Annotated in this window: 20 protein-coding genes; 12 read left to right on the top strand and 8 right to left on the bottom strand. The window is 72.1% G+C overall.

Features of this window, described 5'->3' with window-relative positions:
• Positions 1-13: 13 nt before the first annotated feature.
• Both pflA and ABLM29_RS01125 read left to right on the top strand, forming a co-directional pair.
• Positions 14-760 carry a pyruvate formate-lyase-activating protein gene (pflA, locus tag ABLM29_RS01130; RefSeq protein WP_349711618.1) on the top strand — a complete coding sequence of 249 codons (747 nt, stop codon included), beginning with the start codon at positions 14-16 and terminating at the stop codon, positions 758-760.
• A gap of 68 nt (positions 761-828) precedes the next feature.
• Entirely contained in the window at positions 829-1614 is a 786-nt protein-coding gene (locus tag ABLM29_RS01125) for an enoyl-CoA hydratase/isomerase family protein (RefSeq protein WP_349711616.1), read from the top strand.
• 52 nt (positions 1615-1666) lie between these two features.
• On the opposite strand, the gene ABLM29_RS01120 is transcribed toward ABLM29_RS01125, so the two are convergent.
• Together ABLM29_RS01120 and ABLM29_RS01115 are read right to left on the bottom strand one after the other, a co-directional pair.
• Positions 1667-4660, bottom strand: a complete 2994-nt coding sequence (locus ABLM29_RS01120) for a glycosyl hydrolase (RefSeq protein ID WP_349711614.1) — start codon at positions 4658-4660, stop codon at positions 1667-1669.
• An 80-nt stretch (positions 4661-4740) separates the two neighbouring features.
• On the bottom strand, positions 4741-7650 hold the full coding sequence (locus ABLM29_RS01115; RefSeq protein WP_349711612.1) for a family 78 glycoside hydrolase catalytic domain: 2910 nt from the start codon (positions 7648-7650) through the stop codon (positions 4741-4743).
• Between the two features lie 231 nt (positions 7651-7881).
• Between ABLM29_RS01115 and ABLM29_RS01110 the strand changes: the two genes are divergently transcribed.
• Both ABLM29_RS01110 and ABLM29_RS01105 read left to right on the top strand, forming a co-directional pair.
• Positions 7882-8997: a sensor histidine kinase gene (locus tag ABLM29_RS01110; RefSeq protein ID WP_349711610.1), complete on the top strand. Its 1116-nt coding sequence runs from the start codon at positions 7882-7884 to the stop codon at positions 8995-8997.
• Entirely contained in the window at positions 8994-9656 is a 663-nt protein-coding gene (locus ABLM29_RS01105) for a response regulator transcription factor (RefSeq protein ID WP_349711608.1), read from the top strand. Before ABLM29_RS01110 ends, ABLM29_RS01105 begins: the two co-directional genes overlap by 4 nt.
• Positions 9657-9669: 13 nt before the next feature.
• On the opposite strand, the gene ABLM29_RS01100 is transcribed toward ABLM29_RS01105, so the two are convergent.
• Entirely contained in the window at positions 9670-10911 is a 1242-nt protein-coding gene (locus ABLM29_RS01100) for a hypothetical protein (protein WP_349711607.1), read from the bottom strand.
• A 91-nt stretch (positions 10912-11002) separates the two neighbouring features.
• On the opposite strand from ABLM29_RS01100, the gene ABLM29_RS01095 reads away from it, so the two are divergent.
• Complete coding sequence (locus ABLM29_RS01095) at positions 11003-11893, top strand: LysR family transcriptional regulator (RefSeq protein WP_349711850.1); 891 nt, start codon at positions 11003-11005, stop codon at positions 11891-11893.
• Here the strand turns inward: ABLM29_RS01095 and fdhD are convergent.
• From fdhD to ABLM29_RS01075, 4 genes are all read right to left on the bottom strand, one after another.
• On the bottom strand, positions 11819-12721 hold the full coding sequence (fdhD, locus tag ABLM29_RS01090) for a formate dehydrogenase accessory sulfurtransferase FdhD (protein ID WP_349711605.1): 903 nt from the start codon (positions 12719-12721) through the stop codon (positions 11819-11821). The two genes, ABLM29_RS01095 and fdhD, sit on opposite strands and share 75 nt — an antisense overlap.
• Positions 12721-15006, bottom strand: a complete 2286-nt coding sequence (locus ABLM29_RS01085) for an FdhF/YdeP family oxidoreductase (protein WP_349711603.1) — start codon at positions 15004-15006, stop codon at positions 12721-12723. Before ABLM29_RS01085 ends, fdhD begins: the two co-directional genes overlap by 1 nt.
• A 138-nt stretch (positions 15007-15144) precedes the next feature.
• Positions 15145-15768 (bottom strand): YceI family protein, encoded by a 624-nt coding sequence (locus ABLM29_RS01080; protein ID WP_349711601.1) that lies wholly within the window; start codon positions 15766-15768, stop codon positions 15145-15147.
• A 178-nt stretch (positions 15769-15946) separates the two neighbouring features.
• A complete protein-coding gene (locus ABLM29_RS01075; RefSeq protein WP_349711599.1) occupies positions 15947-16225 on the bottom strand; it encodes a Fe-S cluster assembly protein HesB in 279 nt (92 codons plus the stop codon).
• 177 nt (positions 16226-16402) lie between these two features.
• Here ABLM29_RS01075 and ABLM29_RS01070 point away from each other — a divergent pair, with 177 nt between their 5' ends.
• A complete protein-coding gene (locus ABLM29_RS01070) occupies positions 16403-17317 on the top strand; it encodes a PrsW family glutamic-type intramembrane protease (RefSeq protein ID WP_349711597.1) in 915 nt (304 codons plus the stop codon).
• 6 nt (positions 17318-17323) lie between these two features.
• Here ABLM29_RS01070 and ABLM29_RS01065 read toward each other — a convergent pair whose 3' ends face one another.
• On the bottom strand, positions 17324-18331 hold the full coding sequence (locus tag ABLM29_RS01065; protein WP_349711595.1) for an AraC family transcriptional regulator: 1008 nt from the start codon (positions 18329-18331) through the stop codon (positions 17324-17326).
• 69 nt (positions 18332-18400) lie between these two features.
• On the opposite strand from ABLM29_RS01065, the gene ABLM29_RS01060 reads away from it, so the two are divergent.
• The 6 genes from ABLM29_RS01060 to ABLM29_RS01035 all read left to right on the top strand — a co-directional run bounded on the left by ABLM29_RS01060 (position 18401) and on the right by ABLM29_RS01035 (position 25684).
• Positions 18401-19750 (top strand): zinc-dependent alcohol dehydrogenase, encoded by a 1350-nt coding sequence (locus ABLM29_RS01060; protein ID WP_349711593.1) that lies wholly within the window; start codon positions 18401-18403, stop codon positions 19748-19750.
• A gap of 33 nt (positions 19751-19783) precedes the next feature.
• Positions 19784-20779 carry an NAD-dependent epimerase/dehydratase family protein gene (locus tag ABLM29_RS01055; protein WP_349711591.1) on the top strand — a complete coding sequence of 332 codons (996 nt, stop codon included), beginning with the start codon at positions 19784-19786 and terminating at the stop codon, positions 20777-20779.
• Positions 20779-21837, top strand: coding sequence for a thiamine pyrophosphate-dependent dehydrogenase E1 component subunit alpha (locus ABLM29_RS01050; RefSeq protein ID WP_349711589.1), 1059 nt, complete (start codon positions 20779-20781; stop codon positions 21835-21837). Before ABLM29_RS01055 ends, ABLM29_RS01050 begins: the two co-directional genes overlap by 1 nt.
• Entirely contained in the window at positions 21834-22874 is a 1041-nt protein-coding gene (locus ABLM29_RS01045) for an alpha-ketoacid dehydrogenase subunit beta (RefSeq protein ID WP_349711587.1), read from the top strand. Before ABLM29_RS01050 ends, ABLM29_RS01045 begins: the two co-directional genes overlap by 4 nt.
• 49 nt (positions 22875-22923) lie before the next feature.
• Complete coding sequence (locus ABLM29_RS01040) at positions 22924-24339, top strand: SRPBCC family protein (protein WP_349711585.1); 1416 nt, start codon at positions 22924-22926, stop codon at positions 24337-24339.
• A 187-nt stretch (positions 24340-24526) separates the two neighbouring features.
• A complete protein-coding gene (locus ABLM29_RS01035) occupies positions 24527-25684 on the top strand; it encodes an acyl-CoA dehydrogenase family protein (protein WP_349711583.1) in 1158 nt (385 codons plus the stop codon).
• The last annotated feature ends 24 nt before the right edge of the window (positions 25685-25708 follow it).

Here is a 25708-nt window from a genome sequence, read left to right as displayed (position 1 = left end):
GGGCGAGGCGCGGGTGAGCGACGGCTGGGAGGCGTCCGTCCACTCGTGGGACCTCTCCACCGGGGTCGACGGACCGGGCACCCGCTTCGTGCTGTTCCTATCCGGCTGCCCGCTGCGCTGCCTGTACTGCCAGAACCCCGACACGTGGCACATGCGCGACGGGCAGCGGCGGCGGCTGGAATCGATCATGGAAGACGTCGAGCTGTACCGGCGGTTCCTCAAGGTCGCCGGCGGCGGGGTGACGGCGAGCGGCGGCGAGCCGCTGCTCCAGTCGGAGTTCGTCACCCGGTTCTTCCGCGCCGCGCGGGAGTGGGAGCTGCCCACCGCGCTGGACACCTCGGGCCATCTCGGCCTCCGGGCCGACGAGGAGCTGCTCGCGGTCACGGACCTGGTCCTGCTGGACATCAAGTCCTTCGACCCGCGCACGTACCGCCGCCTGACCGGCGAGGCGGTGGGGCCGACGCTCGCGTTCGCGGAGCGGCTCGCCTCGGTGGGCCAGGCGATGTGGATCCGGTTCGTGCTGGTGCCGGGCGTCACCGACGACCCCGAGAACGTGGCGGGGCTCGCCGGCTTCGCGGCCGCGCTCGGCCCGGCGGTCGAGCGCGTGGAGGTGCTGCCCTTCCACCGGCTCGGTCAGCACAAGTACGACGCCCTCCGGCTGCCGTTCCCGCTGGCCGACACGGAGCCGCCCGACGACGCGCTGATCCGACGGGTCGTCGGCCAGTTCGCCGACCAGGGGCTGCCCGTCCTCAGCGCGTAGCGCTGCGCGCCCGGCGCCGGTCCCCCAGACTGGGTCCGCTTGCGACGAGGCGACGACGAGGAGTGGCGATGGTCCTGGAGGTCCACGACGAGGCACGGGTGCGGACCCTGACGCTGAACCGCCCCGAGGCGCTGAACGCGTTCAACGAGCAGCTGTACGACGCCACCGCGGAGGCGCTGGTGGCCGCCGCCGAGGACCCGGAAGTCGCCGTCGTGGTGCTCACGGGCCGCGGCCGGGCGTTCTCCGCCGGCACCGACCTGCTCGAGATGGCCCAGATGTCCTCGGACCCCGATTTCGAGCGCGGCGAGCACGGCTTCAACGGCCTCATCGACGCCCTGGTCGACTTCCCCAAGCCGCTGATCTGCGCGGTCAACGGGATCGGGCTGGGCATCGGCACCACCATCCTCGGCTTCGCCGACCTGGCCTTCATGTCGGTCGAGGCCCGGCTCAAGTGCCCCTTCACCAGCCTGGGCGTGGCCCCCGAGGCCGCCTCGAGCTTCCTGCTCCCCCGGCTGGTCGGCCGGCAGAACGCAGCCTGGGTGCTGCTCAGCTCGGAGTGGATCGGGGCACAGGAGGCGGTCGAGATGGGGCTGGTCTACCGCGTCTGCGAGCCCGACGAGCTGCTGCGGGTGGCCGGCGAGCACGCCGAGACGCTCGCGCGGCGGCCGATCTCGTCCCTGGTCGCGGTCAAGGAGACGATGACCGCGCCGCTGCGGGAGCAGATCGGTGCGGCGCGCGAGCGGGAGAACGCCGCCTTCGGCCGCCTGATGGGTGGACCGGCGAACGCGGAGGCGCTGGCCGCCTTCGCCGAGGGGCGCGAGCCCGACTTCACCGCGCTGCCGCCCGGTCACTGAGCGATGCGGCGGTGGCTCCCGGGGCGGGAGCCACCGCCCGGTGGCCCGTCGATCAGCGCAGCGCGGCCTGCGCCCAGGGTGTGACGACGACGGGGCCGAGGAGCCCGTACTCCTGCCGGGTGCTGCCCCCGAAGTTCTCGGGGCGGCTGATCCGGAGGCGGTTGAGGAGCGTGGTCGCCACCTCGATCTCGACGGTGTTCCGGCCTCGCCGCAGCAGGCGGCCGATCTCGACCGTGGGCGCCAGCACGTCCATGCCGCCGACACGCCTGCCGTTCACCGCGACCCGCGCCGTGCCGCCGGCGACCGTACCGAGGTTGAGGGTGGCGCCCCACGCGCTGACCCACTCGTCGAGGACCAGGGTCGCCGTGTAGGTACCGATGCCGGAGACATCCTCCAGGCCGCCGATCTGGGTCCACGGGACGAGGTCGGTCGTCCCGACGTCGATCGCGCGCCTGGTGGTCTCGGCCGACCGGTCGCCCGTGGCGCCGGGGTACGTCGGCTCCCAGCTCTCGACGCGGAGGGACCAGTCACCGAGCGTGGCAGGGTCGGGCACGCCGGTGATCGTCGCGGACAGCCTGCCCGCGTTCGTCGTGGCGGTGTAGGTCCCGGTGCCCCCGCGCACCGCGAGCCTGCCGTCGGCATAGACCATCGACGGCGCGTCGGTCGACGAGGCGCGCGCGGTCGTGCCGATCCGGCACAGGTCCCGCCCGGTCAGGATGACGAAGCGGGAGTCGCCGCCGGCCAGGTCGACGTCGACGGAGACCCTGCCGCCCGAGGCCTCGTAGACGGGGACGGGCTCGATGCGGCCGGACCACGGGTCGACCAGGTAGGGACGACCGGAGCCCTCCAGCGCGACGGTCGCCGTGAGCCGGGAGGTGCCCGAGTTGTGCAGGTAGTAGTCGTCCCGGCCCTGACGCGCGCGCCGGACCGCCAGGAGTCCCGTCGGCGCTCCGCCCACGGAGGGCGTCGCGCCCAGCGTGGCCAGCGCGGCTGGCACGTCGGACATGGCGGCGACCTGCCGCACGCTGCGGAGGCGCACCAGGCGGGCCAACGTGCGGGCGAGGGCCCGATCGCGGGCCGCGGCGTCGGCGTACCCGGGCACCCGGGCGGGGAGGTCGCCGACCAGGACGATCGGCAGGCCGCGCCGCGCGTAACCGAGGAGTCCGCCGGCCACCTCGAGCAGCAGGCTGTCCCCGGCCGGGACGACGAGTGCCTTGAACGCCTGGTGCGCGGGCGCGAGACGCCTGCCCCGGACGGTTGCCGCCGGGAGTCCCAGCAGGCCCATCGTGACGGGCTGGTAGGTGAAGCCGGCCGCGGTCAGCGGGTCGCCGCCGACGTCGGTGTCGGTGGCATCGAATCCCTGGTGGTACACCGCGAGGTCCACGCGGTTGGTCCCGGTCTGGAGGAGCTGGTTGGTGGTGGCCATGTTGTCCGCCACCGGGCCGGAGAACTCCCACTGGGGCTGACGCGGCCCCCACGGCTCGGCGAAGGTGAACGTCGACGTCGGGCCGCCGAGCGGGAGGAAGGCGTGGTAGCCGGGCCACTGGGAGTCCGGCGCCGTGGCGTAGGCGAAGCCGTGGATCAGCTGCTGGTTGACGCCGACCGCGCAGTCGAACTGCGCCGTGGTCGCCAGTTGCGCCAGAGGGATCTGGTAAGCCCCGAAGAAGGCGCCGAGCTCGTTGCTCAGGACGGTCCGGTCGCCGAGGTCGCGGCCGGCGGCGATGACCCGGTAGGAGTCCGGCGAGCTGCCGAACGCGAGGCTCTCACCCTCGGGGACGTCGGTGTGCGCCGCGGCGAGGGCTCCGTCGATCGAGGTGCCGTACGCCTGGTTGCGCAGCGACATTCCCAGGGTATGGGCCCAGGCGCGCAGGGGGTCGGCGCGGTGGGCGATGAACAGGTCGCTCAGGGTCTGCTCGTAGTCCCAGCGGACCCGTTCGGCGACCGTGGCGTCCTCGAAGGTGAACCGGACCGTGTTCTGGTCGTGCACGAGCGGCAGCAGGTCCGCGACGTCGTACCCCCGGCGGGCCTCGAACTCGGCGAACAGGTCCGGCGTCCAGTGCCGCAGCGTCCTCAGCTCCAGGGAGTCCTCGAAGAAGGCGCCTCCGTTGCGGCGCAGCTCGCGCCGGAGCTCGCTGGTCAGCAGGTCCCGCTCCCACCAGTCGATGACGGCCTGGGCGCCGGGCTTCCCGAAGTGGTCGACGACGAACGACTGCGGGTCGGTGAGCTGGCTGTGGAAGCTCGGACCGAAGTAGAACATGTTCTGGATCTGCGCGGTGCCACGCGACCACGAGGCGATGACGATCCACTCCCCCGGGCCGGGCGGGGTCCAGTCCAGGGCGCCGTCCACCACGCTGCCGGTGAGGTTCACCAGGGACGTCTGGTCGAGCACCACCGGCGTAGCCGCGTCGCTGCCGACGAACCTCGCCGCATGGACGGCCTCGAGGACCGGCGTCACGGTGAACTCGATGCCTGAGAAGGCCCCGGAGGGATCGGACGTCGGCTTCGGCAGCTCGCCGGAGAAGGACTCGCCGCCGGCGAGGGTGTGCGTGGCGTAGGTGAGCTCCTTGGCGGCGGAGTCGTCGTCCGGCACGATCCCGGGCACGGCCGTCGGCCAGTGGGGCGCGAGCGTGATGTCCGCCTTGATGCCCCGCTGGTTGGCGGTGCGAACAGCCGCGAGCACGGCGGCCTTCCACCGCGGCGACCCCCAGCCGTACTCCTCGGGAGGCATCACCTCGTAGACGCTGTCGCGGACGTCGGCGATCTCGAAGCCGCCGAACCCGGCATCGGCGATGGCGCGCACCTCGGTCGCCACCTCCGCGGGATCGGGGTAGGCGCCCGGCCACCAGTAGCGGAAGCGGCCGCGCGTCGCGGCCGGCGCCGGGGGGACCTTCGCGAAAGCGTGGTGCGGCGCCGAACGGGAGCGCGCGCCGGCCGCCGCCAGCGCCGGCGAGAGCGCGTCGGAGGCGATGCCGGCACCGACGACGGCGGCGGTGGCGGTGGCTCCGCCGAGCCGCAGCGCGCTGCGGCGGGTGAGTGGGCTGGTCATGATGGCTCCTCTGCCGTTGGGGTGCGGCCCGGACGGCGGCTGTGCCGTCCGGGCCGCGGGTTGGTCGTGCGTCGCCCGGGTTAGCGCCCGCGGCCGCCCGTGGAGGCGGGCGCCGCCACGAACGTGTAGGTGCCGGAGCCCACGGTGAAGGCCGCGCGGTCGTCCGAGACCTCACCCGGCTGGGCGCCACGGGGCGTGCGGACCGTCTGGCCGTCCTCGATGGGGACGAGGACCTCGGCCGTCGACCCGACCGGGACCGTCACCCTCAGCGTCAGGCGGTCACCTCGCCGCCGCCAGGTCGAGGACACCTCGCCCTGGGGCGTCTCGATGGAGGCCGCGGCCCTGCGCAGGTCGCCGACCGGGTACGGCTGGATCCGGATGGTCCGGTAGCCGACCGAGGCGTTCTGGATGCCGGCCACGTACTCGTACAGCCAGTCGTCGATCGTGCCGCGGAACGCGTGGTCGTGCGAGCGGGCGCCCTCGCCCCAGGCCTCCCAGAAGGTGTCGACGACGATCTCCTCGCCGCCCGCGGCCGTGCTGCCGTCCAGCGTGAGGAACCAGTAGCCCCAGCCCGGGAAGGTCGGGTTGGTCGCGGCGGCGTACGCCGTCTCCGCGCCGCCGCACTCGGTCAGCGCCGGGAGGACGTCCTTGAGCACGACCGCACCGGTGGTGACGTGGTTCTCCTGGGTGACCGCGACGTCGTCGATCAGGTTCTCGCACAGCTGGTCGCGGTACTCCTCGGGCACCAGGCCGAGCTCCAGGGCGAGGACGTTGTCGGTCTGGAACTGGTCGGCGTTGATCTCGGCCAGCTCCTCCTCGGTGGGCTGCGGCGCACCCGGGAAGCCGCCGCCGCCGACGTACGGCCAGTCGTAGGTCGCCGTCGCGGGGTCGAAGTACTCGGCGTTCAGGGCGTCGCGCACCTGAGCGGCGAACGCCCGGTACTCGGCGGCCTTCTCCGCGTGGCCGAGCACGTCGGCGATGTCGGCCATCGTCGTGGCGGACTCGTAGACGTACGCCGTGCCGACGATGACGTTGTTCACCCCGCTGCCGTACGCCGGCTCGTGGTCGCCCCACGTGCGGTAGAGGGTGGTGTCGAAGAGGTAGCCGGTGTCGGCGACCATGCCGACCCACTTGTCCATGTAGGCCTCGAGGCCGGCCCAGTTCACCTCGAGCGTGCGCTCGTCACCGGTGCGTGCGTAGAGCGCCCAGTTGATCAGGGTGTAGCTGGACGACCAGATCGGGTCGTCGGTGCGGCCGATGAAGGGGTCGGACTGTGCCTCGCCGGGTGTCTGGTTCGGCACGATGACCGGGATGCCGCCGTCGTCGGCCTGGTTGGCCGTGTGGGTGACCATCCAGCTCTCCCAGAACGCGGCGGAGTCCAGGTTCATCAGCGAGTTGTCGCCGAACAGCATCGCGTCGGCGGTCCAGCCGCGCTTCTCGTACATCGGAGTGTCGGTGGGGATGCCGTGCAGGTTGTTGAGGGTCGAGCGGACCATCGCGTCGTGGTAGCGGTTCAGCAGCTCGTCGGAGCTGGAGAAGCTGCCGGTCACGTCGACGTCGGAGTGCAGGACCTGACCCTCGATCGCCGTCACCTCGACCCCCTCGGGGACGAGGACCTCGACGAAGCGGTAGCCGTAGTAGCTGTAGCTCGGTGTGTAGGACTCCCCCTCGGGGGCTCCCTTGAGGATGTAGTGGTTGGTCTGGCGCATCCCGGAGCTGAACTGGGCGTTGTAGTCGATGTCGACCGTGCCGTCCTCCTGCAGCTTCTCGCCGTAGGTGATCCGGACGTCGGCGCCCTCGGGACCGGTGAGGCCGACCTTCGCCCAGCCCGCGGTGATGGTGCCGAAGTCGTAGACCAGCGCGGTTCCGTCCTCGGTCTCGACCGTGCCCTGCAGCACCGGCTCGTCGAGCGTGTCGACGACCCGGATCGGCTCCATCTCCTGGGCCTCCAGCGCCCCGGTCGGCGGAGTGGTCAGCAGCGCGGGCTGCCAGGCGGAGTCGTCGAAGCCGACCGTGGCCCACCCGGGCTGCTCCTCGCGGGCGTCGTAGACCTCGCCCTCCTTGAGCGAGTTGGTGAGCGTCGGGCCCTCGTCGGCCGTCCAGGTGTCGTCGCTGACGATGGACTCGGTGCGGCCGCCGCGGTAGGTGACGTCGAGCTGGAGCTTCACCTCGGGCTCGCTCAGCCAGGGCGCCTGGTCGGTGTCGCCGTCGCCGTAGCCGGAGTAGTTGCCCCGCCCGAGGCTGACGCCGATGGCGTTGTCTCCCTTCCCGAGCATCTCGGTGACGTCGTGGGTGACGTAGAGGATGCGGGTGTCGTAGGGCGTGTACCCCGGGTCGAGCTCGTGGTCGCCGACGCGCTCACCGTTGAGGTACGCCTCGTAGAAGCCGAGGCCCGAGATGTAGAGCCGCGCCGACTCGATGCGGCGCTGGTCCAGGTCGAACTCCTTGCGCAGGAGCGGTTCGGGGGTCTCCTCGTCCGCCACGTCGTCGAGGCGGTCGACCTCGCGCAGGCCGATCCACTGGCCGCCGAACTCGTCGGCGTCGAGGAAGGCGGTCTCGAACCAGGCCGGACGGCTCCAGCCGGAGCTGCGCGCGCCGTCCCACACCCGGACCGTCCACCAGTACCGGGTGCGCGACTCGAGTGCGCCGCCGGCGTACTCGATGTCGGTCGAGTCGTCCGAACGGACCTTGCCGGAGCGCCACACGTCACCCGTCGCCGAGCGGGTCGAGGAGACCCGGATCTCGTAGGCGGACTGCTCGGCCCCGTTGTAGCCGGCCCCGACCACCCACGAGAAGCGCGGTGTCGACTCGTCGATCCCCAGCGGGTTGGTGAGCCGTTCGGTCGTCAGGTCTCCGACGGTGAGGCGGCCACCCGCCTGGTGGTTCACGGGGCTCGCTGCCGGGGCGGGTGGCGCGGCCCCCGTCGTCGCGCCCAGCGCGGCGATCGTGAAGCAGCTGATGAGTGATGCGGTGCGTCGACGTAACCTCATCGGTCCGTCCCTTCTGTCGTCCAGCAGATCCCGGCCGCCCGGTCTCTGAAAGGTTTCAATTCCCGGGCGTCAGCCATCCTGCATGGATGTGACGCAGGCCACATCCGTCGGGACGGGGACGATTTCGTACGTCAGACGACGTACGGATCACGGCGTGATGTGACTCACAATGGGCCCATGGTTGGTACGAGGAGTGGTGCACCGGGAGTTCTCTCCGGGGCGGGGTGGAGCGTGCTGCTGATCGGCTTCGTGTGGTGGACGACGCTGCTCGGGCCGGGGCCCCACGACGACTTCACGGTGCGCCTGCCCGGGCCCGTCGGCGTGCTGGTGCTGACGGCGGCCTCGGTCGGGCTGCTGGCCCGACGCCGCAACCCGGCGCTGTGCCTCGCGTTGACGGTGGGAGCCGACCTCGCCTCGGTGGTGCTCGACCTGGAGGGACTCGGCTACCACTACGCCGGCCTGTTCGGGGTGTTCTTCGTCGCCACGAGCTACTCGCTCGGCCGGGCGGTCGCCCTGGCGGCGCCCGCCATGGGCCTGGTGTACCTGGCCGAGGTGGTGAACGCCGGTGGGCGCTCGGTCGCGTTCGCCCCCGTCTGGGTCATCATCTCGACGGCGCTGGCCCTGGGCTTCGGGCAGGTGCGCTACCTCCGCGAGCACCTGGTGGTCTCGCTCCAGGAGCAGGTCGACAGCGCCGAGCGCACCCGGGAGGCGGTCGCCCGGACGCGCGTCGCGGAGGACCGTCTCCAGACCGCGCGCGAGCTGCACGACGTGGTCGGTCACCGGATCGCGGTCGTCCACCTGCGCGCGGCCGCCGCGCTCCGGTCGCTCGACGACGATCCCGAGACCACCCGCCGCGGCCTGGTGGACATCGACCACGCCGCGCGCGACATCCTGGTCGACATCGACCAGCTGCTGGCCGACCTCCGTGCCGACGAGCCGGCGCCCGCCCTCGACCACGGGCCCGTCAGGATCGAGCGCCTCCTGGACGAGTTCCGCAGCTACGGCCTGACCGTCCGCGCCCGCATCGACGGACAGCTCTCCGGCGTCCCGCCCCAGGTCGCGTGGACCGCCCACCAGGCACTCACCGAGGCCCTCACCAACGCGCTCAAGCACGGCGGGCCGGATGCCGTTGCCGAGCTGCACGTCCGGCTCGGCGCCGACGCCCTCGACCTGCGGGTCAGCAACCCCATCGGCGGGGCGGAGGGCGGCGCGGCCCGCGACGGCTGGGGCCTGCGCGGCCTCCGCGAGCGCGTGAGCGAGCTGGGCGGTCGGGTGAACGTCACGCGCGGCACCGACTTCGTCCTCGAGATCACGCTGCCGACGGCGAGGGCGGCGGTGACGCGATGATCCGGGTCCTGCTCGCCGACGACCACGCCCTGATCAGGGTCGCCATGCGCGAGCTCATCGACCGCGAGCCCGACATGACCGTCGTGGCCGAGGCCGGCGACGGCCACGAGGCGGAGCTGCGCGCGCTCGAGACCCGGCCCGACGTCGTACTCATGGACGTCCGGATGCCCGGCTGGGACGGGATCCAGGCCACCCGACGGATCACGATGCACCCCGAGCTCGAAGGGGTGCGGATCATCGTGCTGACCACCTTCGAGCAGGACGCCAACGTCGTGCGCAGCATCCGCGCCGGCGCCAGCGGGTTCCTCGGCAAGGCCGCCTCGGCGGAGGTGATCCTCGATGCGATCCGCACCGTCGACGAGGGTGGCAGCCTGTTGACCCCCGGCGCCACCCGCTCGCTGGTCGAGCACGTGGCAGCGTCGCAGAGCCGGCCGGACCAGTACCCCGGACTGGACCGGCTCACCGAGCGCGAGCGCGAGGTGCTCGAGCTCGTCGGCCGGGGCGCGTCCAACGACGAGATCGCGGACGCGCTCGGCATGTCCGCCGCCACCGCGCGGACGCACGTCGGCCGGCTCCTGTCGAAGCTGGAGGCCCACACCCGGGCGCACCTCGTCGTGGTCGCCTACGAGAGCGGCCTGCTGGTCCCCGGGGGCCAGTGACGCGCGTCGCCGACTACCTGCGGTCGATCCGGTACTGCAGCGTCAGGAACGGGAGTCCGAAGAGCCAGAACGCGTGCTCGGCGCGGAGCGCCCCGCCCTCGGCCCACACGTCGAGCTGCTCCTCGAACCCGTGGACGGCGAGGGCGGTCAGCTCGTCGGCCGCCGTGTCGATGTGGGTGAGGTAGTGGCCGGCCTGGCCGTCGTGGACCCGGCTGGTCAGCCTGAGCCCGGCGTCCGGTCTCGCCCGGGGCCGCAGCGTGGCGGTGAAGCTGCCCTCCGGGACCGGGAAGCCGACGCTGACGTAGCCACACCCGTCGACGCTGTAGGTGGTGTAGATGCCGAGCATGATCGGCTCGTCGTCGTCCGCGAACGACCGGACCCAGCCGCGGACCGAGATCGTGCCGTCGACGTCGGTGATGGTGTCGATGCGGCTGCGTACGCCGCGCTGGGCCTCCCGCTGGTTCATCGGCAGGCTGGCCTGCCCGAGCCGACGGGCGACCACGGTGCGGTACGCCAGGTACCAGGGCCGGACCCACGTCCGCCAGACCGGCACGACGTCGAGCGAGAAGCGCGTCGTGTGCTCGTAGAACTCGCGGACCAGCGGGTCCACGCGGGCCGGATCGAGCCCCGGACCGGCCAGGGCGTCCAGCGACGCCACGATCCCCGTGTCGGGCGCGGCGGCGGTGTAGGTCGCGCCGAGCTCGTCCGCGAGCTCGCGGACGTACCCGGTGCCGACGTACCCGGTGCGCGCGGGTCGCGGCACCACGAACGGCAGCTCCGAGGCCGGGACGCGCTCGGCGAGCAGGCTCACCTGGGCGTCCGGGAAGAGCAGCGCCGCCGCGGTCCGGTAGGCCACCACCGTGCTGCTCGCCACCAGCGCCGCCGACGCCCGCCGGCGCGACAGCAGCTGGCCGACGGCGAGGCCGATCGCCGGCCCCAGCGCCAGCTTCTGGGGACGCAGGCCCATCGCTCCCACGACGGCGCCCGCGCCGGTGCCGACCGCCCGCGGACCCGCGCCGCTCACCGCTCCGGCGGCCGCGCCCAGCGATGCCGCGAGCGCGCCGCTGACCGCGATCCGCTGCCACAGCGCCGGGATCTCCCCCTCGCGCTGCCGGGCCCTCGCCACGGCCTCGGAGGCACCCAGGGCGACCGCGCCGACCGCCGCTCCGCGACGCCCGCCCAGCGAAGCGCCCGCCGCGGCCCCGGCCAGTGCGGAGAACCCCACGGCCGACGCGACCTCGGAGGTCCGGCCCATGCTCGCCTCCCGCCGTTGCCGGTGCTCTGTTCCAGGATGGTGTCCCGGCGCGGTGCCGGTCCAGGGCGCGCTCTGGTAGTCATGCGATGTGATGCTGCGACGCCTGGAGTACCTGGTCGCCCTCGAGCGTGAGGGCCACTTCGGGCGCGCGGCCGAGTCGTGCCACCTGTCCCAGTCCGCGCTGTCGTCGGCCATCAAGAAGCTGGAGGCGGAGCTCGGCGTGCCGATCGTGCGCCGGGGCCAGCGCTACGAGGGGCTGACGCCCGAGGGGCTCGAGGTCCTCGCGTGGGCGCGGCGGGTGCTGGCCGACCAGGCCGCGCTCGCGCAGCGGCTGAGCGCCCTGCAGTCGGGCCTGACGGGCACGCTGCGGCTGGGCGTCATCCCGACCGCGGTGCCGGCGGTCTCCCGGCTGACCGCACCGCTGCGCGCCGCCCACCCGGACCTGCGCTTCCAGGTCCGATCGATGTCGGCCCGCCGGATCGTCGCCGAGCTCGACGGGTTCTCGATCGACGCGGGGATGACCTACCTCGGCGACGGGCTCGCCGGGTTGCGGGTCGTGCCGCTCTACGAGGAGCGGTACCTCCTGCTGACCCCGGCGGGTGGGGCGGCGTCGGATGCCGGCCCGGCCGCGTGGGCCGACGCGGCCGGCGTGCCGCTGTGCCTGCTCACCGGCGACATGCAGAACCGCAGGATCATCGAGGCCGAGCTCGCGGCCGCCGGGGTGAGCCCGGACGTGGTGGTGGAGACGGACAGCGTCGGTGGCGTGTACGACCACCTCACCACGATGGGGCTGTCCAGCATCGTCCCGCACGCCTGGCTCGCCAGCCACGGCGTCCCGCAGGGGTACGCCGCCCGGCCGCTGCCGCAGGCCGGCGAGTCCCACCCGGTGGGGCTGGTGCTCGCCGGGTCAGGCCCCGACCCGCTCGTCGTGCAGGCACTCCTGGGCGTCGCCCGCGACCAGGACCTGGGGCGCACCCTGTAGCGGCGCCTCGGCCACGCGGTCGGCGCGCGTGTAGACGTTCATCGAGGACCCGCGCAGGAAGCCCACCAGGGTCAGCCCGTGCTCGTCGGCGAGCTCGACGGCCAGCGACGACGGCGCGGAGACCGCCGCCAGCACGGGGATGCCGGCCAGCACCGCCTTCTGCACCAGCTCGAAGGACGCGCGCCCGCTGACCATGAGGACGGCACCGCGCAGCGGCAGCATCCCGTTGCGGGCGGCGTGCCCGATCACCTTGTCCACGGCGTTGTGCCGGCCGACGTCCTCCCGGAGCACGAGCAGCTCGCCGTCCGCGCTGAACAGCGCCGCCGCGTGCAGGCCGCCGGTGCGGTCGAAGACGCGCTGCGCCTCGCGGAGACGCTCCGGCATCTGCGCCAGTGCACCCGGCGCGACCACGACCGGGTCCGTCGCCACCGCCCAGGTCGTCGCCATCCGGACGGCGTCGATGCTCGCCTTGCCGCACAGCCCGCAGGACGAGGTGGTGTAGAAGTTGCGCTCGAGGCCCTTCTCCGGGAGGCGGACCGACGGGTCGAGCGCGACGTCGACGACGTTGTAGGTGTTCTGGCCGTCGGCGGTGGCCCCCGCGCAGTAGCGGATCGCGCGCACGTCCTCGGACGCGTGCACGACGCCCTCCCCGACGAGGAACCCGACCGCCAGGTCGAAGTCGTCGCCGGGCGTGCGCATGGTGACCGTGAGCGGGCTGCCCGCGAGCCGGATCTCGATCGGCTCCTCGGCGGCGAGCACGTCGGCGCGCCGGTCGACGACGCCGTCGCGGTACCGGACCACCGGCCGGCGCACCGTCACGCGGCCCATCAGCGCGTCCCCTCCGCGACCGGCTCCAACCGCACCACGATCCCCTTCGAGGTGGGCGTGTTGCTGATGTCCGCGACGCTGTCGAGCGGGATCAGCACGTTGGTCTCCGGGTAGTAGGAGGCCGCGGAGCCGCGCGCGGCCGGGTACGCGATCACGGTGAAGCCCGGTGCGCGCCGCTCGACGCCGTCGGACCAGACGCTCACGATGTCGACGCTCTGCCGGTCGGCGATGCCCAGGTCGGCCAGGTCGTCGGGGTTGACCATCACCACCCGGCGGGCGCCGTGGATGCCGCGGTAGCGGTCGTTGTCGGCGTACGGGATGGTGTTCCACTGGTCGTGCGAGCGCAGCGTCTGCAGGACGAGGTGACCCGCCGGTGCCTCCACCCACTCCAGGTCGTTGCGGGTGAAGACGGCCGTCCCGCTCGGCGTCGGGAAGCGGTACTCGTTGACCGGGTTGGGCAGGCGGAACCCGGCCGGGTCGGCGATCCGGTCGTTGAAGTCGTGGAAGCCCGGCACGACCCGCTCGATCCGGTCGCGGATCAGGCCGTAGTCGCGCGCGAGCTCCTCCCACGGGATCGTCGATCCCGGCAGTGCGCGGCGGGCGAGGCGGCTGATGATCGCGACCTCGCTGAGCAGGTGCTCCGACGCCGGGCGCAGCCGGCCGTAGGAGGAGTGGACCTGGCTCATCGAGTCCTCGACGGTGACGAACTGCTCCACCCCGTCCTGGAGGTCCCGGTCGCTGCGGCCGAGCGTCGGCAGGATCAGCGCGGTGTCACCGCAGACGGTGTGGGACCGGTTGAGCTTGGTCGAGATCTGCACCGTCAGGCGGCACCGGCGCAGCGCCTCCTCGGTGACGTCGCTGTCGGACATTGCCCGCACGAAGTTCCCGGCGACGCCGAAGAAGACGCTGGCGCGCCCGTCGCGCATCGCCCGCACCCCGTCGACGGAGTCGTAGCCGTGCCGGGTGGGCGGCGTGAAGCCGAACTCCTCCCCCAGCGCGTCGAGGAACCGCTGCGGCATCCGCTCCCAGATGCCCATGGTGCGATCGCCCTGCACGTTGCTGTGGCCGCGCACCGGGCAGACCCCGGCTCCGGGGCGGCCGATGTTGCCGCGCAGCAGCAGGAAGTTGACCACCTCGCGGATGGTCGGCACGCCGTGCTTGTGCTGGGTGAGCCCCATCGCCCAGCAGACGATGATCCGGTCGCTGGCCAGCACCAGGTCGCGGAGGCCCTCGATCTCCCCGCGGGTCAGGCCGGTCGCGGTGAGCACGTCGTCCCAGTCGGTACGGCGCAGGTGCGCCGCGGCCTCGGCGAACCCGCTGGTGTGGGCGTCGATGAACTCGCGGTCCAGCACGGTGCCCGGAGCGGCGTCCTCGGCCTCCAGCAGCAGCCGGTTGAGCATCTGGAAGAGCGCCAGGTCGCCGCCGGGGCGGATCTTGAGGAAGACGTCGGCCAGCGCGGTGCCCTTGCCGACGATGCCGCGCGCCTTCTGCGGGTTCTTGAACCGCATCAGGCCGGCCTCGGGCAGCGTGTTGACCGCGACGACCCTGCCGCCGTTGCGCTTGGTCTGCTCCAGGGCCGACAGCATGCGCGGGTGGTTGGTCCCCGGGTTCTGCCCGACCACGAGGACCAGGTCGGAGCCGTGGATGTCGTCCAGCGACACGCTGCCCTTGCCGATGCCGAGCGTCTCGTTGAGCGCCGAGCCGCTGGACTCGTGGCACATGTTGGAGCAGTCGGGCAGGTTGTTGGTGCCGAACGCCCGGGCGAAGAGCTGGAGCAGGAAGGCGGCCTCGTTGCTGACGCGCCCCGACGTGTAGAACATCGCCTCGTCCGGGGAGGCGAGCCCACGCAGCTCGTCGGCCATCAGGTCGAACGCCTCGTCCCAGGCGATCGGGACGTAGTGGCTGGCGCCGGGACGCTTCACCATCGGCTCGGTCAGCCGACCCTGCTCGTTGAGCCAGCGGTCGGAGCGCGTGCCGAGGTCGTCGATGGCGTGCTCGGCGAAGAAGTCGCGCGTGACACGGCGGGTCGTCGCCTCGTCGCTGATGTGCTTCGCGCCGTTCTCGCAGTACTCGTTCCGGGCGCGGTGCTCGCCCTCGGGCCAGGCGCAGCCGGGGCAGTCGATCCCCTTGGACTGGTTCAGGCTGAGCAGCGTCAGCGCGGTACGCCGCGTGCCGCTCGAGCCGATCGCGTAGGTGAGCGCGTGGCGGACACCGGGCACGCCGGCGGCGTACGTCTTGGGCGGCGTGACCCGGAGCTCGTCGTTCTCGTCCACTGCCTGGGTCATGACGCCGACCATCGGGTGTGACGCGGGTCCCGGTCAAACACGAAGTTCCGCTCGGCCGATCGGCTCCATCGATCACCCCAGGCGGAGGGGCCTCCGACCCGGTGCCGGGTCGGAGGCCCCTCGCGAGCGTGCCGACGCTCAGGCGTTCTTGATCGCCGAGATGTCGAACTCGAGCTTGATCTTCTCGGAGACCAGGACGCCGCCGGTCTCGAGCGCGGCGTTCCAGGACAGGTCCCAGTCCTTGCGGTTGATCGAGGTCGCGCCCTCGAAGCCGATCCGCTCGTTGCCGAACGGGTCGCGGGCCGAGCCGTTCGGCTCGAAGGTGATCGAGATGGACCGGGTGACGCCCTTGATGGTGAGGTCGCCGGTGATCACCCAGTCGGATCCGTCGCGCGCGACCTCGGTGGAGGAGAAGCTGATCTCCTTGTTGGTGTCAGCGTCGAAGAAGTCCGCCGAGCGCAGGTGGCCGTCGCGGTCCGCGACACCGGTGTCGATGCTGGCGGTCTGGATGGTCAGCTCGACCTTCGAGGCGGCCGGGTCGACGGTGTCGACGTGGGCCGTGCCGGCGAAGTCGGTGAACTGGCCGCGCACGGTGGTCACCATCGCGTGCCGGGCGCTGAAGCCGAGCCGGGTGTGGGTCGGGTCGATCGTGTAGTCGCCGCTGATGTCCTCGACGACGGCCGGCGCGGCGGCCTCCGGGGTGGTGGCCGCGGCAGCGGGGGCGGCCGTGGACTTCGTGGACTTGCGGGAGAAGAACGACATGGGAGTCTCCGATGAAGTAGTTGAATGTTGAACTCTTCACGCTGAACCAGGGCCGCGCCGGATCCATTCCCGCTCCGCCACATCTTCTGCGCGCGGCCCGCCGAGCGGTCGCCGCCGTCGCCACGCAACGACGAAGGAGCCCCGGGGACGACGACCCGGGGCTCCTTCGCGTTCCTGTTCAGCCCTGCTGGTAGAGGCCGAACTCGATCTTGCCGGCGTCGTCGACCCCGGCGTCCAGGATCTTGTCGTCGAGCGCGACGGCGGCGTCCGCGTCCAGGTAGACGATGGCGCCGTCCTGCGCCACGACGGCGTCGTCGGGCTCGGCCGCCTGGGCGGTCGTCACGGCGAACGTGTCGTCGGAGGCGCCGGAGATCCTCAGCCCGGGCGCCCCCTCGGCTGCGGGGTCCGCGGTCAGCTGCTTCACGATGGTCGCGGCGTTCTCGGTCAGGGCGAGCATGGGATGTTGCCTTCCCGTCGGGTGCGAATGAACCGTCCACCGTTCCAGGCCGATGGTTGCGGCTCAAGGGCCCGGGCGTGTCGGGCCCTCCATCACTAGAGTCGTCTGACCGACTCGTGGTCGAGCCTCGCCGGTCGCCGGGACCAGCGGCACGACCGACCGACGGGAGCTGGACGGATGACGTTGGGCCCACCCTCCGGCGGCGCGGCCGCCCCCGACGGCGCACCGCGCGGTGGCCGCACGTGGCTCCGCATCCTCCAGGTGGGCGGCGGACTCTGGGTCGTCACGCTGGCCAGCGTGGCCGTCAGCCGCAACGAGTACCTGGTGCCGACGCTGTTGGTGCTGGGGGCCTTCACGGTGCCGGTGGCCTCGGTCGCGTTCGCGCTGGACCGGGTCGGTCCCGCGCGGCTCGACGGGGCGACCGTGTTGTCGGCCTTCCTGGCCGGCGGCCTGATCGGCCTCGTGGCCGCAGCCATGCTGGAGTCCTCGCTGCTACCGGCGGTCAACTTCTACCTCGGCGTCGCGGTGATCGAGGAGCTGGTCAAGGGGGCGCTGATCGTCGCCTTCGCCCGCCAGCTGGCGACCCGGGAGCCCAGGGTGGGGATGGTGCTCGGCGCCGTCGTCGGTGCGGGGTTCGCGGCGTTCGAGAGCATGGGCTACGCGTTCAACGCCCTGGTGGACGGCACCGGCAAGCCGCTCCTCGCGGCCTCGACGGTCACGATCGCCCGCGCCTTCATCGCGCCGTTGGCCCACATCACCTGGTCGGCCATCCTCGGCGGCGCGCTCTTCGCGTCAGCGGCCCGGACCGGTCGCTACCTGTCCGTCCCGGTCGGGCTCACCTGGCTCGGCGTCACGGCGCTGCACACGCTGTGGGACATCGCGGCACCGATCGCGATCGTGGTCAACGAGGGGACCGACGGCCTGGGTTGGGACTGGAGCCTGCCGCTCCCCACGACCTGGGTGCCCCTCCCCGACGTCCGCGATGCCGCCATCTTCGTGGCGGCGTACGGCGTGCAGTTCATCGCCATCGTCGCCGTCGGGTCCTGGTGGCTCCTGCGCTCCTGGAGCCGCGGGGCCGAGCGAGGCGGCTGAGCCGGGTCAACCCGTCGCGCGGAGCCGTCGCCGCAGGTCGGTGGGGGTGAGCCCGTACCACCGGTTGATCGACCGGGCGAGGACGCTCTGCTCCGCATAGCCGAGCTCCCGGGCGACCTGGGTCACGGTCATCTCCGTGTCCCTCAGGTAGCGCTCGGCGTGCTCGCGGCGGACCTCCTCGAGGATCTCGCGGAACCGGGTGCCCTCCTCGATGAGCCTGCGCTCGAACGTCTTGGGGTGCAGCGCGAGCTGTCGGGCCACCAAGGGAGCCGTGACGGCGCCCGTCGGCAGCAGCTGCCCGACCAGGCGCCGCACTGGCGCCACCAGGCCGGGTTCGTCGCTGGCGACCAGTCCGTCCAGGTAGCGCAGGACCACCTGGTGGGCAGCGGGGTCGCCGTCGATCGGCGCCCCGAGGTCGGCGGCCCTGAGCGTGAACCCGGCCCGCAGCTGCGCGAAGAGCGCGGGGCATCCGTAGGACTCCTCGTAGGAGCGCGGCGGCGTCACCGGGTCGTGCGGGAGGTGCACGTCCAGCGGTTGGTAGGCGGATCCTCGCATGAAGCGGAAGACGGACAGCGCCAACGCCAGGGAGAGCTCCACTGTCTGGACCACGGCGCCGAGACCCTGCTCGACGATCCGGAACTCGAAGAACACGTGGTCGGGGTCGTCGGTCGGCTCGATCGAGACCGCGACCGACGGGCTGTACGCCGACAGGTAGGTCCCGCTGATCCGGATCGCCTCCCCCATGGTCGACGCCGTCCTGGTGGCCACCCCCACCGGCCCCAGCGTCTCCAGGCCCTGCCGGGCCCCGAGCAGGCGGCCGAAGTCCGCGCGACCGGTGACCCGGGCCGCCGCGTTCGTCACGGCGACGACGCTCCGATAGGTCAGGAAGGCGTCGTGGTCACCGGCGTCGACCGGCCGGATACCGGCGCTCCGGAGCAGCGGATCAGGGTCGGCGCCGAGCTCGGCGACGAGGTCTCGGTAGTACAGAAGGCCCGATCCTCGCAACAGCGCCATGTTCGTAACTGTCAGGGATCGTGTCGAAAAGTGTCAAGGCATGTGGGTCCGGTCACAGTCAATCTTGTGATGGCGGTCACCGAGAACCGCCGGCGCACGACCAACGTCGGGCTCTCCTCATCGCCGAACAAGCGAGGACACATGAAGGCACTACTGGCTGACATCGCCATCCAGCGCTACCTGTTCACGGCCGCCGCGCAGAAGCTGCCGCGCGGGCTCGGGAAGAACGCCGGATGGGGCCCCGGGGGCATCCTCCGCCTGATCGAGGACGACCCCGCGCCCCAGCTCCCCAAGGCCCCCGGTTGGGTGCGCCTGCGCCCCGAGCTCTCCCTGATCTGCGGGTCGGACGTCGGGCTCGCCCATGCGAAGGTGTCACTCGAGCTCGCCGCCTACTACCAGGAGACGCAGCAGATCCCCGGCCACGAGTTCGTCGCGGTGGTCGACGAGGTCGGACCGGGCGTGACCACGGTCAAGCCCGGCGACCGCGTCGCCGTGGACGCCGTGATCAGCTGCGCCCAGCGTGGCTTCGACGACCTCTGCCGCAGCTGCGAGGCGGGGATGCCGAACGTCTGCGAGCGGTTCGAGATGCCCGGCGTCAGCGGCTGCTGCTCGCCGACCCTCGGTTTCGCCCGGACCCTCGGCGGCGGCATGGCCGAGCAGGCGATCGCCCACGAGAGCCAGCTGTTCCCGATCGGCGACCTCCCGTCGAGGTTCGCCGCGCTGACCGAGCCGGCCTCGATCGGCCTGCACGCCGCGCTGCGCTGGCAGAAGCCCGCCAAGGGCGCCCGGGCGGTCGTCATCGGCCCCGGCGCGATCGGCCTGCTGACGGTGGCCGCGCTGCGCCGACTCCACCCCGACCTCCACATCTCGGTGGTCAGCCCCGGCCAGTTCGGCTCCGACTGGGCGTCCCGGGTGGGAGCGGACAGGATCCTCCCGGCCGGCCCCGCGGCCATCACCACGGTGGCCGAGCAGGACGGCGGCCGGCTGCTCAACCCGACAGCGACGCCCGGCAACCCGGCCGTCCCGATCCTCGAGCAGGGCGTGGACCTCGTCGTCGACTGCGTGGGCTCCTCCGACACGATCCACCTCGGACTGCACCTCCTGCGTGCCAAGGGCACCTTCGTGCTGGCCGGCGCGGCCGGGCAGCAGCAGATGAACTGGTCGCTGGTCTGGAAGCGGGAGCTCGACGTGCTGGGCACGACCGACCCCGGCCCGGAGCCGGCGCTGGGCGGTCGGCGTACCCAGGAGCAGGTGCTCGAGTGGATGAACGACGGCTACCCGGTCGACGGCATGGTCACCCACACCTTCGAGCTCGACGAGTGGCAGAAGGCCTTCGAGACCGCCTCCGCCGGCCCGGCCGCCCGAGCGATCCGGGTCGGCATCCGCACCAACCCGGACCTCCCGCTGGTCACCGGCTGACGGCCCCCTACCCCCACACCCACGAGGAGAGACATGAGCACGCAACGTCCCGCACCGGCCGTCCCGACGTCGGTCTTCATCACCGGCGCCGGCGGCTTCATCGGCCGGACGCTCGCCGCCCGCCTGCGTGAGCTCGGCGCCACCGTCACCGGCGTCGACCTCGTCGCCGACCCCGAGAACGGGATCGTCCAGGGCACGACCACGGACCCCAGCACCTGGGCGCACGCCCTCGAGGGCGTCGAGGCGGTGGTGCACACCGCCGCGATCGTCAGTACGGTCGCGCCGACCGCCGCGGCCTGGGAGGTCAACGTGCTGGGCACCAAGAAGGTGCTCGACGCCAGCGTCGCCGCGGGCGTGGGCCGCTTCGTCCACCTGAGCTCGATCGCGGCGTACGGCTGGGGCTTCCCGAAGTTCGTCACGGAGGACTACCCGGCACGGGTCACCGGCGGGGTCAGCACCTACGTCGACACCAAGACCAACTCCGAGCAGGTCGTGCTCGCCAACGCCCACCGCGGCACCGAGGTCACGATCGTCCGCCCCGCCGACGTCTACGGGCCCGGATCGGTCTGGGTCCGCGAGCCGCTGGCGATGGTCGAGGCCAACCAGATGCTGCTGCCTGAGGGCGGCCGAGGCGTCTTCGACGCGATCTACATCGACAACTTCGTCGACGCGATGGTGCTGCTGCTCGCCGCCGACGCCGCCGCCGTCGACGGGCAGATCTTCAACTTCGGCGAGGAGCTCGAACTGACCTGCGCCGAGTACTTCGGCGAGCTCGCGTCCTGGAAGGGCGGCAAGGTCAAGACCCTGCCGATCAAGGTCGCGGCGCCCGCGCTGACCGTCGTCGGCGCGGTGCAGCGCCGGCTCGGCATGAAGAGCGAGCTCGGCCCCGCGCTGATGCACATGCTCAACCGCGACGCGCTCGTCTCCAACGAGAAGGCCCGCAAGGTCCTCGGCTGGGAGCCGGCCGTGTCGTACGACGACGGAATCGCCCGCTCCAAGCAGTGGGCCCTGAACGAGGGACTGATCTGATGGCCACGAAGATGGACGCCGCGCGCGTCTACCGGATGATGGTCCGCAGCCGGATGGTGGAGGACGCCATCGTCGAGGCGTGGGCCGAGGGCCTGGTGCCCGGCGAGTACCACGCCGCGATCGGCGAGGAGGGCATCAACGCCGGCATCATCGCGCACCTGACCGAGCACGACACGATGGCGCTGGACCACCGCAACACCAGCCCCTTCATCATGCGCGGCACCGACCCCAAGGCGCTGATGCTCGAGGTGCTCGGCTCCGACGAGGGCATCAACCGTGGCATGTCCGGCCACATGCACATCTTCGACAAGTCGGTGAAGGCCGGCTCGGACGGGATCGTCGGCTCCGGCGGCCCGCTGGCCGTCGGCCAGGCCTACGCCCACACCCGGCTGCACCCGGGCAGCGTCGCGATCACCTTCCACGGCGAGGCGACCATGAACCAGGGCCTGCTGATGGAGTCCTACAACATGGCGGTGGCCTGGAACCTCCCGGTCGTCTTCGTCTGCAAGGACAACAAGTGGGGCATCACCACCTACTCCAAGGACGTCACCGGCGGTGACCCGGTCTCGCGCGCCAAGGGCTTCGGCCTGCACGTGGAGACCGCGGCCGGCCACAAGGTCCAGGACGTGTACGCCGCCGCCGGACGACTCGTCGAGCGCGCCCGCGCCGGCAAGGGCCCGGGCTTCCTCTACCTGACCTGCCACCGGCCCAACGGCCACTTCGAGGGCGACCCGCTGGTCGGGCTGCTGCGCAACCCGAAGAAGCAGCTCAGCGTCTGGGTGCCCGAGCTCCAGGGCGGCCTCGTCGCCGAGGGCGGCTCCGTGGCCGACAAGGCCAAGGCGATGGCGGGCGTCGGCGTCCGCGCCGGCCGCTACACCCGCGACGTCGCGCTGACGCTGCGCAAGGACCCGGTGCGCCGCGGTCGCTCGCTCGTCAGCAGCAGCGTCGCCACCAAGATCGAGGAGCAGGAGCGCGCCGAGATCCGGGCCGCGATGGACGAGGCGCGCGAGCGCGTCGGCCACCGCGTCGGCTTCGGCGTCAAGGGAGGAATCCGATGAGCATCACCGCCACCACCACCGCGACCACCACCATGCGCTACGACGAGGCCGTCGACCACGCGCTCGGCCAGGCGATGGCCGAGGACCCGACCGTGGTCACCTACGGCGAGGACGTCCAGATCCTGCGCCGCGTCCTGCACAGCCGCTTCGGCGGCGACCGGGTCAAGGACACCCCGATCTCGGAGTCGGCGTTCATGTACGCGGGCGTCGGCGCCGCGATGGCCGGCCTGCGCCCGGTCGTCGAGCTCTACATGATCGACTTCGCCACCGTCGGCTGGTCCGCGATCCTGAACGCCGGGTCGAAGTTCAAGGACTTCTCCGCCGGCGAGTGGAAGGTGCCGATGGTGCTCCGCGCGGGTGTCGGCGGCTGGTACTCCGACGGCGGGGAGCACGCGCAGACCCTGTGGGGCTCGCTGGCGTCGTACCCGTCCGTCGAGGTGGTCGTGCCGTCGACCCCGGCCGACGCCGCGGGCCTGATGCTGAGCGCCGTCCAGAGCGACGAGTTCACCGTCTTCCTCACGCCCAAGCTGCTCGACCAGCAGATCCTCGACTACCTGGCCGGCGACCAGCGCGACACGCTCGACCTGTCGCACATCCAGCCGGCCGCCGGTGTTCGCGGCGAGGTCCCCGCCCGTGTCGAGCCGATCCCGTTCGGCCAGGCCGCCCTCCGCCGCGACGGTGGCGACGTGACCCTGGTGTCGGTCGGCACCGGCGTGCACCGCTGCCTGGAGGCCGCGGACCGGCTGGCCGCCGACGGTATCGAGGCCAGCGTGCTCGACCTGCGCACGCTCGCCCCGCTGGACAAGGAGGCGATCGTCGAGCACGTGGCCCGCACCGGCCGCGTCGTCGTCGCCGACGAGGACTACGTCCGGGGTGGCCTCACCGGCGAGATCGCCGCGCTGCTGCTGGAGTCCGACACGAGCGCCCGCTACGCCCGGGTCGCGGTGGAGCAGACGATCCCGTTCGCCCCGCACCTGGAGTACGCCGCCCTGCCCAACGCCGAGCGCATCGCCGCCGCGGCCAAGTCCCTCGCCTGACCACGACGGTCAGCACCCCGAATGATCAGCCCCGAAGTGGAGCACTGACATGACCACCACCGACACCAACCGCCCGCTGGTCCAGATCGCACTGAGCGTCCACGACGTCCAGCACACGCAGCGCTGGTACGCCGACGTCTTCGGCCTCGCCGAGTCCGGCGGCACCCACGCCTTCATCCCCCTGCTCGGCTCCGAGGACGTCCAAGGCGTCCCGGGCGCCACCAGCGTCTGCTGGTGGATGCTCGACGGGAAGCCGGGCTTCCAGATGGAGTTCTTCGAGTTCTCGAAGCCGGAGCCCAAGCCGGTCCCCGCCGACTGGACCCCCGCGGACATCGGCTACACCACGGTCGGTTTCCACGTCGCCGACTTCGACGCGACGCTGGAGCGCCTCGCCCGCCGGCACACCCCGCTGCTCACCGAGCCGATGGGTGAGCCCGGTGCCCGCCGGGTCTGTGTGAAGGACCCCAACGGCGTGCTGTTGGAGCTGCTCGAAGCCGACGTCGCGCGCCCCGGCATGGCTCCCCGTCCGGCCACTCCGGCCGTCGCCCGGTTCGTCACGCTCTCGGTGCCGGACCTGGTCGCCGCCCGGAACACCTGGGTCGACGTGATGGGCCTGCCCGAGGTCGCCGACCCGATCCATGAGCCCGAGCACGAGGCCCTGTGGGGCCTGGAGGAGGCCAAGCGCGACTCGTTCGTGGTCCGCGCCGGCGATGCGCTGATCGAGGTCGTGCAGTACCTCGACCCGGCCGGCGAGCCGTGGCCCGAGGGCTACCACATCAGCGACATCGGCATCCTCAACATCGCGTTGGGCACCGACACCCGCGAGGAGCTCGACGCGCTGGTGGAGAAGGGGCGCCCGTTCGGGATCACCCCGAACTCGACCAAGGACACCATCGTCTCGAAGTGGTGGTACGCCTCCTACGTCAACGACCCGATGGGCTTCTCCATCGAGCTGCTCTGGCACGGCAGCAAGGGCAAGCGCTACCCGGTCGACCCGATGAACCTGCTCGAGCTCGGGTTCACCGCCAAGAAGCCGCCCGTCAAGCGCGCGGTCGCCACGGCAACCTCGAAGGCGTCCATCGAGGAGGTCTGGGCGGTGCTGGTCGACCACGAGGAGATGGCGGAGTGGGCTCCGTTCAAGTCGACCACGGTGGTCCGTGAGGGCGACCGCGACGGTGTCGGCCTGGTCCGTCGCCTCAGCGGCGGCCCGCTGGGCATGGGGCTGACCGAGACCATCGCGGCCGTCGAGGCGCCGTACCGCCTGGAGTACCGTGCCAAGGGTGTGCCGGGCCAGAGCCGTTACCACGGTTTCGTCACCCTCGACAGGGCCGGTGACGGTGGGACCCGCATCACCTGGGAGGCGCAGTACCGCAGCCTCCTCCCCGGGTCGGTGCCGATCACCGGCGCCATGCTGCGTACCCTGTCGGCAGCGCTCGCCCGGGCGGCCGAGGTCGCGCACGGCTGACGCGCGGGAGCCCCGTCGTGTCGGAGCAGCCTCCGGCCAGCCGTTGCCGGTCAGGGGCTGCTCCACCCGCACGACGGGGTGCTGCTCGTCCCGCGATAGACACCTTCCGCAACCGGCCGCACGGCGCGCTGGGGGCCAGGCCGCCCTGCGACGCTGAGAAACGACCGACACAGAAAGAGAGCCCGCCTTGCGCTCCTCCATCTTCGACGAGGACCACGAGTCCTTCCGTCAGACCCTGCGGTCCTTCATCGCCGCCGAGGTCTCCCCGCACTACGACGAGTGGTTCGCCGCCGGCGAGGTCCCCAAGGAGCTCTACAGCAAGCTCGCCGACCTCGGGGTGTTCGGCATCTCGGTGCCCGAGGAGTTCGGCGGCGCCGGGCTGGAGACGCACAAGTTCGAGGCCGTCCTGTACGAGGAGACGTCCCGCGCCGGCGTCACCCTCGGCGGTTCCGGCGTGCACGTGCTGCTCGCACTGCCCTACATCAAGATGCTCGCCACCGACGAGCAGAAGAAGCGCTACCTGCCGAGCTTCGTGGCGGCCGAGGAGATGTGGGCCCTGGCCATGACCGAGCCGGGCACCGGCTCGGACGTGGCCGGCATCCGGACCACCGCCAAGCTCTCCGAGGACGGCACCCACTACGTACTGAACGGGGCGAAGACCTTCATCACCGGCGGCGTCCTGGCCGACCGGGTGATCGTCGCGGCGCGGACCAGCGCCCCGACCGAGGGCGACCGCCGCTCCGGCCTCTCCCTGCTCGCCGTCGACGCCCACTCCGAGGGGTTCTCCATCGGTCGGAAGCTGGACAAGCTCGGGCTGCGCACCTCCGACACCGCCGAGCTGGCCTTCACGGACGTCAAGGTGCCGGTCGAGGACCTGCTCGGCGAGGAGGGCAAGGGCTTCTACTACCTGGGCCACAACCTCGCCTCGGAGCGCTGGGGCATCGCGTACGGCGCGTTCGCCCAGGCCAAGGCGGCCGTCCGCTTCACCCAGGAGTACGTCGAGCAGCGCACCGTCTTCGGCAAGACCGTCGCCTCCTTCCAGAACACCAAGTTCGAGCTCGCCGGCTGCAAGGCCGAGGTGGACGCCGCCGAGGCCGTCGCCCAGCGGGCCCTCGAGGCGCTCGACGCCGGCGAGCTCACCGCGGCCGAGGCCGCGTCGGCGAAGCTGTTCTGCACCGAGGTCGCCCACCGCGTGATCGACCGCTGCCTCCAGCTCCACGGCGGCTACGGGTTCATGAACGAGTACCCGATCGCCCGGCTCTACGCCGACAACCGGGTCAACCGGATCTACGGCGGCACCTCCGAGGTGATGAAGCTGATCATCGCCAAGGACATGGGGCTCTGAGGAGACACCACCAGCGGTGGAGCC

The organism is Nocardioides sp. YIM 152588, assembly GCF_040191335.1.
Lineage (GTDB): Bacteria > Actinomycetota > Actinomycetes > Propionibacteriales > Nocardioidaceae > Nocardioides.
This window is presented reverse-complemented; position numbering and strand designations above follow the sequence as displayed.